At 49.8% G+C, this 13,612-nt stretch carries 13 protein-coding genes; 11 read left to right on the plus strand and 2 right to left on the minus strand.

Features of this window, described 5'->3' with window-relative positions:
• The first annotated feature begins 20 nt into the window (after nucleotides 1-20).
• From rpmI to leuB, 10 genes are all read left to right on the plus strand, one after another.
• Nucleotides 21-218: a 50S ribosomal protein L35 gene (gene rpmI, locus C3B52_RS08980; RefSeq protein WP_012685334.1), complete on the plus strand. Its 198-nt coding sequence runs from the start codon at nucleotides 21-23 to the stop codon at nucleotides 216-218.
• Nucleotides 219-305: 87 nt separating this feature from the next.
• Complete coding sequence (rplT, locus tag C3B52_RS08985) at nucleotides 306-665, plus strand: 50S ribosomal protein L20 (RefSeq protein WP_103105736.1); 360 nt, start codon at nucleotides 306-308, stop codon at nucleotides 663-665.
• A gap of 286 nt (nucleotides 666-951) precedes the next feature.
• On the plus strand, nucleotides 952-1,188 hold the full coding sequence (locus tag C3B52_RS08990; RefSeq protein ID WP_103105737.1) for a hypothetical protein: 237 nt from the start codon (nucleotides 952-954) through the stop codon (nucleotides 1,186-1,188).
• A gap of 157 nt (nucleotides 1,189-1,345) precedes the next feature.
• A complete protein-coding gene (locus C3B52_RS08995; protein WP_103105738.1) occupies nucleotides 1,346-2,047 on the plus strand; it encodes a phosphoadenylyl-sulfate reductase in 702 nt (233 codons plus the stop codon).
• Between the two features lie 23 nt (nucleotides 2,048-2,070).
• Nucleotides 2,071-3,222, plus strand: a complete 1,152-nt coding sequence (gene sat, locus C3B52_RS09000; RefSeq protein WP_103105739.1) for a sulfate adenylyltransferase — start codon at nucleotides 2,071-2,073, stop codon at nucleotides 3,220-3,222.
• A 601-nt stretch (nucleotides 3,223-3,823) separates the two neighbouring features.
• Nucleotides 3,824-5,560: a biosynthetic-type acetolactate synthase large subunit gene (gene ilvB, locus C3B52_RS09005; protein ID WP_103105740.1), complete on the plus strand. Its 1,737-nt coding sequence runs from the start codon at nucleotides 3,824-3,826 to the stop codon at nucleotides 5,558-5,560.
• A gap of 1 nt (nucleotide 5,561) precedes the next feature.
• Entirely contained in the window at nucleotides 5,562-6,068 is a 507-nt protein-coding gene (gene ilvN / locus C3B52_RS09010; protein ID WP_103105741.1) for an acetolactate synthase small subunit, read from the plus strand.
• A 57-nt stretch (nucleotides 6,069-6,125) separates the two neighbouring features.
• Complete coding sequence (gene ilvC / locus C3B52_RS09015; protein WP_103105742.1) at nucleotides 6,126-7,148, plus strand: ketol-acid reductoisomerase; 1,023 nt, start codon at nucleotides 6,126-6,128, stop codon at nucleotides 7,146-7,148.
• Nucleotides 7,149-7,204: 56 nt separating this feature from the next.
• A complete protein-coding gene (locus tag C3B52_RS09020; RefSeq protein WP_103105743.1) occupies nucleotides 7,205-8,740 on the plus strand; it encodes a 2-isopropylmalate synthase in 1,536 nt (511 codons plus the stop codon).
• An 84-nt stretch (nucleotides 8,741-8,824) separates the two neighbouring features.
• Nucleotides 8,825-9,919 (plus strand): 3-isopropylmalate dehydrogenase, encoded by a 1,095-nt coding sequence (leuB, locus tag C3B52_RS09025; protein ID WP_103105744.1) that lies wholly within the window; start codon nucleotides 8,825-8,827, stop codon nucleotides 9,917-9,919.
• A 64-nt stretch (nucleotides 9,920-9,983) separates the two neighbouring features.
• Here the strand turns inward: leuB and C3B52_RS09030 are convergent, their stop codons facing one another.
• Together C3B52_RS09030 and C3B52_RS09035 are read right to left on the minus strand one after the other, a co-directional pair.
• The gene (locus C3B52_RS09030) at nucleotides 9,984-11,330 is read right to left on the minus strand and encodes a TrkH family potassium uptake protein (protein WP_103105745.1); all 1,347 of its coding nucleotides are present in this window, start codon (nucleotides 11,328-11,330) and stop codon (nucleotides 9,984-9,986) included.
• A gap of 89 nt (nucleotides 11,331-11,419) precedes the next feature.
• On the minus strand, nucleotides 11,420-12,862 hold the full coding sequence (locus tag C3B52_RS09035; RefSeq protein ID WP_103105746.1) for an aminotransferase-like domain-containing protein: 1,443 nt from the start codon (nucleotides 12,860-12,862) through the stop codon (nucleotides 11,420-11,422).
• Between the two features lie 173 nt (nucleotides 12,863-13,035).
• Between C3B52_RS09035 and C3B52_RS09040 the strand changes: the two genes are divergently transcribed.
• Nucleotides 13,036-13,542 carry a MogA/MoaB family molybdenum cofactor biosynthesis protein gene (locus tag C3B52_RS09040; protein ID WP_103105747.1) on the plus strand — a complete coding sequence of 169 codons (507 nt, stop codon included), beginning with the start codon at nucleotides 13,036-13,038 and terminating at the stop codon, nucleotides 13,540-13,542.
• The last annotated feature ends 70 nt before the right edge of the window (nucleotides 13,543-13,612 follow it).

A 13,612-nucleotide genomic window follows, 5' to 3' on the forward strand; every position in this document is an offset into this window, starting at 1 on the left:
TAGACAGGAGGATTTTTCAGATGCCTAAAATGAAAACCAACAAGGCTGCTGCGAAACGTTTCAAGAAAACTGGAAGCGGCCAATTGAAGCGCGACCGCGCATTTGGTAGCCACTTGTTTGCCAACAAATCGACAAAAGCGAAGCGTCACCTGCGCAAAGCTGCACTCGTATCCAAAGGCGATCAAAAACGCATTGAGCAAATGCTCACATACCTGTAAGTTTATTTATTACAACCATCACGCAGCATGAGCTCCCTAAGCGCCTAGAAGTAGGCCGCCATGCTGGAAAGACCAGGAGGAGTTAGTATGCCAAGAGTAAAAGGTGGCATTGTTACACGCCGTCGTCATAAGAAAATCCTGAAGCTGGCGAAAGGTTACTTCGGTTCCAAACATCGCCTGTTTAAATCCGCAAACGCTCAGGTAATGAAATCCCTGATGTATGCATACCGTGACCGTCGTCAAAAGAAACGTGATTTCCGCAAACTGTGGATCACTCGTATCAACGCACAAGCTCGCATGAACGGTCTGTCTTACAGCCGTTTGATGCATGGCCTGAAAGTTGCTGGCATCGAAGTTAACCGCAAAATGCTGGCTGACCTCGCTGTTAACGACAAAGTTGCGTTCAACGAATTGGCAACTGTTGCTAAAGGCAAACTGAACGCGTAAGTAGCGTATCAAGTAAAAGTCGATCTTTCCTTTTGGAAAGGATCGACTTTTTTTGTTGCTAAATTAAACTTTTACCGTAAAGCATCTGTCCACATGTGAAAAGGTAAGCCGTCATAGAGTGCGTTGGAAGCCATTTATTACTTGCGCAATCAACGGGTTGGAGAGGGATTTTTGAATCAGACTTAAGTTGGAGAGAAAAACAATCCCCCGTCCGTGTCGAGCGGACTACCTCATGCAATACAATGAGAAGCGTAGAAGGAAAACATTGGATAGGGGAGATTTATATATGAAAAAACAAAAATGGATGATGATGGGTGCTACTGCAATCGTTTGTTCGGCGCTTCTTGTTCCAGGAGCATTTGCAAAAACGAAAGATGACGTAGACGCACCACCTCTTTTCTTTGGCAGCGGACAGACTACACATGAAAAGCTTGTGGACACGACTCCAAATACGACTGTAACGACTCCTACTGGAGCAGCCTTCTTATTTCCGGCAACAGCTGAAGGCAAAAAAGATAAATAAGCCATGTACCTTCGAAAAGGCCATCAGACACTTGTCTGATGGTTTTTTCATTTGGAGAGCATACTTGTCGTCAAGATTTGTCAACGGGACGAAGCGCCACTTCGGGCGAACCCACATATGATGATGGATGAATCCTCGCAAGAAAGGAGTTTCGCTGATGAGTAATCGCCACATGATGGCGGATGAGGAATTGCAGGTGTGGGCGTACCGTCTGGAAGCGAAATCGCCGCAGGAAGTGTTGGTAAAAGCGGTGGAGAACTATGCCGGTGGACTTGTTCTCGCTTCTAGCTTTGGCGCAGAGGATGTTGTGCTCATTGACATGCTGCACAAGTTGGCGCCGACCATGCCTGTTTTTTACCTTGATACCAACAAGCATTTTACGGAAACATATGCCACACGTGACAAGCTGCAGGAGAGATACAGTACGACGTTTATTCAGGTTTTGCCTAAGCTGACGCTGGCTGAGCAGGCAAGTGAGCATGGGGACAATTTGTGGGAGAAGGACCCCAATCTTTGCTGCCAAATCCGCAAAGTAGAACCGTTGCAGCGGGTACTTTCGGGCTACCAGGCATGGATCACGGGGATTCGGCGCGAGCAGTCTCCTACGCGCGCGAATGCCAAAAAAGTAGAATGGGATGAAAAATTCAATCTGGTCAAGTTTAATCCGCTAGCGGATTGGACGGATGGTCAGGTTTGGGAATATATACATGCGAACGATGTGCCGTACAATCCTTTGCATGACAACAACTATCCCAGTATTGGCTGCAGTGTCTGCACCCGGGCAGTTCAGCCTGGTCAGGACCCGCGTGCAGGACGATGGGCAGGCTTTGAAAAGACAGAATGTGGCCTGCACAAATGAGAGAGACAGGAGGTGGATACCAGATGCAAATAAGCTTGCCCCATGGCGGGTCTCTCGTTCATTTGCTGACAGACCGGCAGGATGCAAACAGGCTGCATGGGATAAAAAAAGCCATTACCGTTGACAAGTGGACGCTATCGGACATTGATTGCTTGGCAATCGGGGCTTTTTCTCCACTCACAGGCTTCCTCGGTGAAGCCGATTATCATTCGGTTGTAGAAACGATGCGGCTTGCAGACGGTACAATTTGGCCGCTGCCAGTTACGCTGGCGGTAGATGCAGCGGAGCATAATGATATACAGATCGGTGATCAGGTCCTTTTGCGCGGAGAAAATGGCGTCGATTATGCGGTGCTTCAGGTAAAGAGCCGCTATGAACCAGATAAAGCCCGCGAAGCTGTGCAGGTCTTTCGCACGGATGATCTCGCTCATCCGGGTGTGAAGAAGCTATTTGACAAACCGGATCTGTATTTGGGTGGGCCGATCGAGGTATTGGAGCGGCCACGCCCGGAGAGGTTCTCTGACTATTATTTGACTCCGCTCCAGACAAGAGAAATCTTTCGTGCAAAGGGCTGGAAGACGGTAGTGGGCTTTCAAACGCGAAACCCAGTCCACCGCGCTCATGAGTACATTCAAAAGGCGGCACTGGAGATTGTGGATGGCCTCTTTCTCAATCCGCTGATGGGTGAAACCAAATCGGACGATGTTCCAGCAGAAGTACGCATGAACAGCTATCTGACGCTTCTCGAAAATTATTACCCGGCAAAGCGCGTGCTCTTGGCTGCCTTCCCCGCAGCGATGCGATACGCAGGTCCGCGTGAGGCTGTTTTTCATGCAATGGTACGTAAAAACTACGGCTGCACGCACTTTATCGTTGGACGTGATCATGCAGGAGTAGGCGATTATTACGGAACCTACGATGCCCAGCATATTTTTTCCGAATTTACTGCAGAGGAGCTGGGAATACAGCTGCTATTTTTTGAACACAGCTTTTACTGCACAGCCTGCCAGGGAATGGCGACTACGAAAACATGCCCGCACGAAGCTAACTATCATCTGACACTTTCTGGAACAAAAGTAAGAGAAATGCTTCGAAGTAAGAAGACACCACCCCCGGAATTCACTCGTCCAGAAGTCGCTAATATTTTGATCGAAGGTTTGCAAAACAAAGGGTAAAAAGCCTGAGAAAGTAGACGGAGGGACACCAGAGTCCCTCCTTTTTTCTGTACCAACGAGGGACAAGAATAAGATAAAATGTATCCGCTTACAGCTAAAATCCGCGCTGTTAAGCCGTTTCCTACTGAGCATTCGTTCGGACGAAAGTCTAGAAAAATCTTTTTGTTTCCGTTGACACCCCCTAGGTGCCTAGCTATAATCAGACGTAACACTTTATATTCTGACAACAACAATATTGAAAATATTGTTTTAATAGTAGGCTAAGACGAGGATGGTGCACGTTACCCCTTTTACAGAGAGCCCTGGTTGCTGAGAAACGGGTATAGGGTACGATGCATTGCTCACCTCCGAGCCGTTTTGCTGAAATCTACATCAAGTAGGCAGTAGGCCAAACCGTTTAACACCCGTTAGCGTGTTACAGTCCACATTAGTTGTGACTGGCTGAGATCGGCTGCCGCGAGGCGTCGATAAAGTTGGGTGGTACCGCGAACCCTTTCGCCCCAAAAGACATGGAAAAAGAACCGTGTCGGGGCGAAAGGGTTTTTCTATGTGTCTATAGTTATTTACAATACCTGCTTAAGAAGTGGGAGGAGGAGAAGAAATGAGTGTTGAAATGGCCGAATTGCAGAAAAAGAACGGCATTCCACCGATTCAGTTCGGTGAAGAAGTGACAGGAGCAGAAACGCTCTTGCGCTGTCTCATTCTGGAGCAGGTTGAATACATCTTTGGTTATCCGGGTGGAGCTGTACTCCCCATTTACGACTCGCTGTACGGGAGCTACTTCAAGCACATTTTGACTCGACATGAGCAGGGAGCCATCCACGCTGCCGACGGTTATGCTCGTGCAACCGGCAAGCCTGGCGTATGTATCGCCACCTCTGGTCCAGGAGCAACGAACCTGGTTACTGGTATCGCAACTGCTCATATGGACTCGGTTCCATTGGTTTGCATCACCGGTAACGTAGCACAGTCGCTCATTGGAACAGATGCATTCCAAGAGGCAAATATCACAGGGATTACAATCCCGATCACCAAGCACAGCTACTTCGTTCGCGATATCCGCGATTTGCCGCGGGTCGTGAAAGAAGCGTTCCACATCGCGACAACTGGTCGCCCAGGTCCAGTCCTGATCGACATTCCAAAAGATGTTGCCAATGCGAAAGCACCATTCACGTATCCAGACAAAGTAGAGATTCGCGGATACCGCGATACGCTTGTCCCAACTGATGAAGAAGTGCAGACATTTGTCGAGGCGATTGGTGAAGCGAAGCGACCGGTCATTTTGGCAGGCGGAGGAATCATCGCTTCCAAGGCAGAAGCAGAGCTCCTCGCTTTTGCAGAAAAGGCGCGCATCCCAGTCATCAACACTTTTATGGGACTGGGCGGATTCCCGGGTACACATGAATTGTCACTCGCGATGCCAGGCATGCACGGTAACTACACTGCGAACCAGGCGTTGCTCAATGCAGACTGTGTCATCGGTCTGGGCGCTCGCTTCGATGACCGGATCACGATGGGACGCACAAAAGAGTTCGCTCCAAAAGCACGCATCGTTCACGTAGATATCGATCCGGCAGAGCTCGGGAAAAACGTAGAGACACTCGTAACGGTGGCGGGCGATGTGAAAAGCACGCTGGCAAAAGCGATCCCACTGGCGCGCGCATGCGATTCTGAAGCGTGGATCAGTCAACTGAAGGAATGGCAGGCACAGCACCCGTACAAGTACAAAAAAGATGGCGACGTATTAAAGCCACAAGCAGTCATTGAGCTCTTGTACAACTCCACAGATGGGGAAGCGATCGTCACAACAGACGTTGGACAACACCAGATGTGGACAGCTCAATACTACAAGTTCAAGCATCCGCGCTCGTTTATCTCTTCAGGCGGTCTAGGCACGATGGGCTTTGGCTTCCCTGCTGCGATTGGCGCACAAATCGCTAACCCAGAGCGCACGGTTATCTCCGTGGTTGGGGACGGAGGCTTCCAGATGACCAATCAGGAGCTGGCGATTGTTTCCCAGTACAACATTCCGGTGAAGGTAGCGATTGTGAACAATCAATGCTTGGGAATGGTTCGTCAATGGCAAGAGCTGTTCTACGACAACCGCTACAGCCAGATCGACCTGACCTGCAGCCCGGATTTCGTCAAACTCGCGGAAGCATATGGTGTCAAAGGCTTGCGTGCAACCACTCCACAAGAGGCTGAAGCCGTTTGGGCAGAAGCGCTGCGTCACGATGGCCCGGTAGTCGTTGACTTCCGTGTAGCACAGGGAGAAAACGTATATCCGATGGTAGCATCAGGCGACACTTTAGATCAGATGGAATTGGGGGACGACTAGGATGCAGCAACATACCATTTCCGTACTCGTCAACGACCAGCCAGGCGTTTTGACCCGAGTAGCAACACTGTTTGGTCAGCGCGGTTTCAACATCGACAGCATTACGGTGGGCGGTACAGAGGAGCAGGGACTGTCCCGGATGATCATATCGACCGGGGGAGATGACCGTCAGATCCATCAATTAATGAAGCAGCTCTACAAATTAATTGATGTCATCTCCGTAGTCAACCTTAGCGAAAATCCTTATGTATCGAGGGAGCTTGCACTGATCAAGGTGAGCGCATCACCTAGCCAGCTTGCAGAGCTGAACGGGATTGTTGAGCCGTTCCGCGCAGCGATCGTTGATGTGGGCCCAAGCTCGCTGATCGTACAAGTAACGGGAGATACCGAAAAGATTGACGCGCTTCTTGTTCTTTTGCAAAGCTACGGCGTTCTCGAGCTGACGAGAACAGGCTCTGTAGCCATGGCGCGTAGTATTGTTCCAGCAACAGCCGCAGCAACGGTTTAAATTGCAAAATTCAGAATTGAAATTCAAACTAACATTATTTTTAGGGAGGCTATACAAATGGTAAAAATGTATTATGAAGCAGACGTAAAACAAGAGGCACTGCGTGGTAAAACAATCGCAATCATCGGCTACGGTAGCCAAGGTCATGCACAAGCACAAAATCTGCGCGAAAGTGGTTATAAAGTAGTAGTAGGTCTGCGTCCAGGGAAATCCTGGGATGTAGCAGCAAAAGATGGTTTCGAAGTACTGACAGTAGCAGAAGCTACAAAACGTGCAGACCTCATCCAAATCCTGCTGCCAGACGAGCGTCAAGCAGATGTATACCGTCAAGAGATCGCTCCAAACTTGAAAGCTGGTTCCACTCTGTGCTTCTCCCATGGTTTCAACGTACACTTTGCTCAAATCGTACCACCAGCTGACATCGATGTTATCCTGGCAGCTCCAAAAAGCCCGGGTCACCTGGTTCGCCGTGTATACCAAGAAGGCTTTGGCGTTCCTGGCCTGATTGCAATCCACCAGGACGTGACTGGCAATGCGAAAGACATCGCTCTCGCATACGCAAGCGGTATCGGTTGCACACGTGCTGGCGTAATCGAAACCAGCTTCCGTGAAGAAACAGAAACAGACCTGTTCGGTGAGCAAGCAGTATTGTGTGGTGGAGCGAGCGAGCTGGTTAAAGCCGGTTTCGATACATTGGTAGAAGCAGGATATGCTCCTGAAATGGCGTACTTCGAGTGCTTGCATGAGCTGAAGCTGATCGTTGACCTGATGTATGAGGGTGGACTCGCACGCATGCGCTACTCCATTTCTGACACTGCAGAGTACGGTGACTACAGCATCGGTCGTCGCATCATCACAGACGAAACTCGCAAAGAAATGAAAAAAGTTCTGACAGAAATCCAAGATGGTACATTCGCACGCAACTGGATCTTGGAAAACCAAGCTAACCGCCCTGGCTTCACTTCCCGTCGCCGCCTCGAATCCGAGCATGGCATCGAGGTAGTAGGTGAGCAGCTGCGTGGCATGATGTCTTGGCTGAACAAAGACACCAAAAAAGAAGAAGCGAAAATCGGTCAATAATAAATAGGCTCACAAGATATATATAATGTAGGAAAAAATGTGGAGGTGAAAAGTTCATGCGGACCATTGAGATTTTTGATACAACACTACGTGATGGGGAGCAGTCTCCAGGCGTCAACATCAGCACGAACGAAAAGGTGGAGATCGCCCTTCAACTCGAAAAGCTGGGAGTAAACAGAATTGAGGCGGGCTTCGCAGCTGCTTCCCCAGGTGACCAAAAGTCTGTGGCCGAAGTGGCGAAGCGGGTGAAAAATTCCACCATCGTCAGCCTGGCACGTGCCGTCAAAGACGACATGGATAAGGCATACGAAGCGCTACGCAACGCGCAAAACGCATCCCTCCACGTCTTTCTTGCAACATCACCGATCCACCGTCAGTACAAGTTGAACATGAGCAAGGAGCAAGTCCTTGCTCGTGCAGTGGAAGCAGTCACGTATGCGAAAAAGTACTTCACGGAAGTACAATTTTCCGCAGAGGACGCGGCACGTACTGAAATCGACTTTTTGGCGGAGGTAGTAGAGGCAGTCATCAAAGCGGGAGCCACGACAGTCAATATTCCAGATACGGTGGGCTACATGACACCGTATCAGTACGGAAATATTTTCCGTGAGCTGAGACAGCGTGTTCCTGCGACTGAAAATATTCGCCTGAGCTGTCACTGCCATGACGACCTAGGTATGGCTGTAGCAAACAGCCTGGCTGCGGTCGAAGGCGGGGCAACACAGGTAGAAGGAACGATCAACGGTATCGGTGAACGTGCGGGTAATGCTGCTCTGGAAGAAGTAGCACTCGCACTCGAGACACGCAAGGATTACTATCAGGCGACTACTAAGCTGCATCTGAAGGAAATTGCTCGTACCAGCCAGTTGGTAAGCCGTTTGACTGGTATGATCGTTCCGGGGAACAAAGCAGTAGTAGGTGCGAACGCCTTTGCACACGAATCCGGGATTCATCAGGATGGCGTGCTGAAGGAAGTTACGACGTATGAGATTATTCGTCCTGAGTCCGTTGGCTTCAAGTCGAACAAACTGGTTCTTGGCAAGCATTCCGGACGCCATGCGTTCAAGGAAAAGCTCGTAGACCTGGGCTATCACCTCGAGCAGGAAGAGGTAAACGCGGCATTCGCAGCGTTTAAAGTACTGTGCGACAAGAAGAAGGAAATCAGTGATGACGATATTCTTGCCCTCGTCGATGCCAAAATGGTTCGTGGTCCTGAAGCATTCCAGCTGGAATCCGTTCAGCTTGCCTATGGCAACATTTCTGTACCGACAGCAAGTGTACGTCTGGCTCGTCCGGACGGCTCTGTTGTGGAAGAGGCAGCGTGCGGCAATGGTTCGGTCGATTCGATCTACAAAGCGATTGACCGTGCAACAGGTGAAGATGTGACCCTTGTTGATTACAAAATCCTTTCCGTAACGCATGGAAAAGATGCATTGGGTGAAGTATTCGTCCGTTTGCAACAGGGTGATTTGACTGTGACAGGACGCGGTGTCAGCACAGACGTACTAGAAGCGAGCGCGATTGCTTACGTCAGAGCAATCAACAAGATTTTGGAGCGTCGTGGAGAGTCCGTGCCCGTAGCCGCGAACTAACACATATTGATCGGCAACTGGATAGGAACGACAAGAGCCAGTAGGAACTGCAAACCACTACAGAAAAGAAAAGCGGGATAAACGATGAAGAAAAATTATCGCATCGCCGTTCTTCCGGGAGACGGTATTGGACCGGAGATTATGCAGGAAGCGGTCAAAGTCCTCACCCTCGTTGGGGAACGGGAAGGCGTCACTTTTACATGTGAAGAAGGTCGTATCGGTGGAATCGCGATCGATACGGATGGAACACCATTGCCAGAAGAAACGATCACGCTGGCAAAGCAGGCAGACGCTGTTCTGCTTGGAGCGGTTGGCGGACCCAAATGGGACCAAAATCCGGGACATCTGCGCCCGGAAACAGGTTTGCTCGGTATCCGCAAAGCACTGGGGCTGTTTGCCAACATTCGTCCAGCTACCATGCACAGCTCTCTTGTAGATGCTTCATCGCTGAAGCCAGAAGTCGTATCTGGCGTAGATCTGATCGTCGTTCGTGAGCTGACCGGAGGCATTTATTTCGGGGAGAAAAGACGTTACGATGGTCCGAACGGTGAAGTAGCAGAAGACCAATGCATCTATAATGAAGCGGAAGTAGAGCGGATTATCCGTGTCGGCTTTGACATCGCTCGCAAGCGTCAAAAGCGACTGGTATCTGTTGACAAGGCAAACGTGCTGGAAAGCTCCCGCCTCTGGCGCAAGGTAGCTGAGCGTGTAGCAAAAGACTATCCGGATGTTGAGCTTTCTCACCAGCTGGTAGACTCTTGCGCAATGCAGCTCGTACGCGCACCAAAACAGTTTGACGTCATCGTGACGGAAAACATGTTTGGGGATATCTTGAGTGACCAGGCAGCCATGCTTACAGGCTCTATCGGTATGCTGTCCTCTGCAAGCCTCGCTGCTGGCAGCTTTGGACTGTATGAGCCGGTACACGGCTCTGCACCTGACATTGCGGGCCAAGGCATCGCCAACCCACTCGCAACGATTCTCTCTGTAGCGATGATGCTTCGCCTCTCCCTGGAGATGGATGAAGCAGCAGCAGCTGTCGAGAATGCAGTGTGGTCCGTACTGGAAGCAGGTCATCGCACTGGCGATATCGCTTCTGACCGCAGCAAGGCCATCGGTACGCTCGAGATGGGGCAGTTGGTTCGTGATGAGCTGGCGAAGCTTTTGCCACAGAAATAATAGCAAAGACCCTGCCAATCATCTCTCTTTTGAGATGGGCGGCAGGGTTTTTTTACGTGTTCTTTTACCCGATCGTGATCTTGCCTTTGGGGTAACGGTAATATTCTTTTTGCTTACGCTGTGCCAGGGCAAAAGCGATAGTCAGCGGTCCAACTCGACCTGCAAACATCGTGAGGACGATCAGGCATTTTCCAATTGGCGAAAGCATCGGAGTAAGTCCCATAGAAAGGCCGGTCGTGGCAAAAGCTGACGTTACTTCAAACAGTACCATCTGAAACGTGGCTCCAGGCTCCGTGATGGACAACGCCATCGTCATCGCCATAACAATGAAGAGCCCGATCATCGTCACGGTTAACGACTTGTAAATCATGTGCGGCAAAATCCGCTGGCGAAAGAAGATTACGTCTTCCTTTCCTTTTATTTGCGCGATCACAGCACCAACCAAGGTAGCAAACGTTGTCGTTTTGATACCGCCCCCGGTCGAGCCAGGAGAAGCGCCAATAAACATCAACAGAATGATTAGAAACAGGGAAGACTGGTGCATGTCGCCGATATTCAGCGTATTGGACCCTGCCGTACGTGCAGTAACAGACTGATATAACGAGCCGAGTACTTTGCCCATGAACGACAGTGGCTTCAACGTATTTGGGTTTGTATATTCAAGTATAAAGATGAGGGCCGTACCCCCAACTACCAAAAAAGCGGTTGTTGCCAAAACTACCTTTGTATGTAGAGACAGTCGGTGTGTGCGCCGGTAATCGTACACTTCGCTAACGACGAGGAAGCCGATCCCTCCCAAAATAATCAATGCGCACACATCGAGTGTGACGAGCGGATCATCTACATAAGCAGTCAGACTTGAGAAGTCACCCATCAAATCAAAGCCAGCATTGTTGAAATTGGAGATCGCATGAAAAAAGCCGAAGTAAATCGCTTTGCCGAGCGGGAAATCAAAGGCAAACCGGATCGATAGAAGAATACCACCGATAAGCTCGGCCAAAGCTGTAAAAATCAAAATCATTTTGGCCAAACGGACTACACCCTCCATGGAGATATGATTCAACGATTCTTGAAGGATGAGTCGCTCGCGCAAAGAGATTTTTTTACGCATGATCAGGGCAAAGAAGGTGGCTAGCGTCATAAAGCCGAGGCCGCCAATCTGGATGAGGGACAGGATCACGAGCTGACCAAACACCGTAAAAGTGGTTCCTGTATCTACTACGACGAGTCCGGTCACACAGGTAGCCGATGTCGCGGTAAACAAAGCATCCAGCCAGGGCAATCCGAGCCCGTTTTCTGTCGCAGAGGGAAGCGTTAAGAGTGTAGTCCCGATAAGGATAATCAAAGCAAATCCAATCACCAGTGTCTTTGGGGGATCAAGATGAAGCTTCTCTACGATTTTTTTGATCATATTTGGTTTTACCTCGACTTTTTATCGATTCTTTACTTGTAGCAGAGTAGAAAATGCACGCGTCTTAGTATGGCACTTCTTTCAACAAATTACCGGATGAGTGCAGCACCCAACCGATGTAGCCAGTGCTTCAGCTCGCGCTCCTCCATCGGTGCCAACGGGAAGCGAACGGCTGGGCGACGCAAGCAATCGTCTGGTTCATCTGCAACCCGAAACGCATGGCCGCCAGTCAGCTCAAGACCTTCTTCCTTAAGTATGGCAATCACTCGATCTTCCAGTTCTGTAGCTTTGGAGGTAGGATTCCCCCATTCAATCCACGTATTTAATCCGCCTGAGATCGGATACATGCTTGCGTGGGAGGGTAGAGCCTGACGTTTTTCTTGCCAGATCCGTAAAAAGCGTTCATGGAACAAGGCGCGCCTGTCAGCGAGGTACACCTCGGAAAACCACGGATCGTCGAGCAGACGGACAGCAGCCTCCACGACAAGCAGGGAAGGCTCAGCGCCTGTCATGGAGACGATTTGCCGGTACCGTTCTAGCTCATCCTCATTTAGATCAGAAGGCAGGAGTAAGACTCCCAGTTGCAAGTCGCGGGCCAATGTTTTTGATAAGGAATGGAGGTAGTAGACCTCGACAGAGCTTTCCTTTTCTCGCGCCAATTGGTAGAGCGGGTGGCTCGGCTGTTCAAACCATAAATCTCCGTAGTGATCATTCTCAACGAGCCTGACGTTATGCCGTTTAGCCCAGTCGAGAATCTCTTCCTTGCGTTCTTCGGAATAGCTGATTCCAGTAGGGAAGTGATAATGCGGGTTGATCAAAAGCCAGTTGGCAGGATAATGCTCCTGCTCGCTATCCAGTGCTTCGATCGATACACCCTCGTCGTCCATTTTGATCGGACGCACTGTAATCCCGCATTGACTCAGCAAGCGTAGAAAGACCGGATAGCTGTATTCCTCGACGTAGACGACATCACGTGCATTCATGATGCGTTGCGCGAGAAAGGCAAAGCCACTCGTGCTTCTGTTAAACAACAACAGTCGTTCCGGATAATGCGGCAGTCCGCGACGACGGAGATGATCCGCAAACACCTTGGCAGCCTGAGCGCGTCTGATTTTCTTTTGGGCAGATGGTTCATCCAAAACTGTTAAACTTTCGTAAAAAGCCCCTCGCAGACGCTTAACGAGCTCTTCGCCAGGTCTTGGGGACGAATCTGCGAGTGATGCGATAGGGATATCTGTAAGCGGCAAACGGTTTTCCAGACGAGCTTCCTTTGCCTGCTGAGTCAAATAATAACCCTTGCCATGTACGGCCTCCAGCCAGCCCTCCATAGCGAGATGATCGTATCCTTTCTTTACTGTTTCCAGCGAGCAGCCGCTGACTGTTTTCATATCACGCAGCGAAATGAGCTGTTGTCCGTCCACGAGAAAGGCCCCGCGTAAAATGGCTGTTTGCAATTGCTCTGCAAGCTGTACGTAAATGGGCGTGTGGGATTGTTTATGGAAATGAAAAGAGAAAAAAGGGCGGTTTGTCATCCGGCCACGCCTCCTTGTCGATCAAAAATAGCAGTCATCAGCATTATATAGGAAAGAGAACCAACTAGGGTATAGGGTTAGCATAATTTCTTCGAGGATGTGCCATAGGTAACAGGCCCGAGAAAATGGTATCATAAAGGAAGAGAAAGCCCAAGGAGCAGGAGGATGGCAGGATGAGCACTCAGGAGCACAAGGCTCTTTCACCGAAACAAGTAAGCTGTATGGTCATTACAGTTTCAGATACACGAACAGAAGAGACTGACAAGAGTGGACAGTTAATGAAGCAGCTGTTGACGGAAGCAGGGCACGAGGCTATCTTATATCGAATCGTAAAGGATGAGCCGGTACAGGTAATTGCTGCCATAGAGGAAGGCATTTTACATAGCAGTGTTCAGGTTATTCTTCTAAATGGAGGAACAGGCATTTCTCCGCGAGATAATACGTTTGAGGCAGTCTCAGGCCTGCTGGAGAAGGAGATGCCAGGTTTTGGAGAACTGTTCCGCATGCTGAGCTTTACAGAGGACATCGGTTCAGCGGCTATGCTGAGTCGAGCAGTGGCTGGAACACGCCAAGGGAAGATGATCTTTTCTACACCGGGCTCGACGGGTGCTGTGCGTTTGGCGATGAACAGACTGATTGTTCCTGAGCTGGGACATGTCGTTCGGGAATTGAATCGGTAAGACGGAAATTTGCCGTTTTCTTGCCTCATATGGTACTGTTACGAAAGGAATCTGATCGGACATGCATAAA

Origin of the sequence: Brevibacillus reuszeri, assembly GCF_002897295.1 — a bacterium.
GTDB classification, from domain to species: Bacteria; Bacillota; Bacilli; order Brevibacillales; family Brevibacillaceae; genus Brevibacillus; species Brevibacillus reuszeri_A.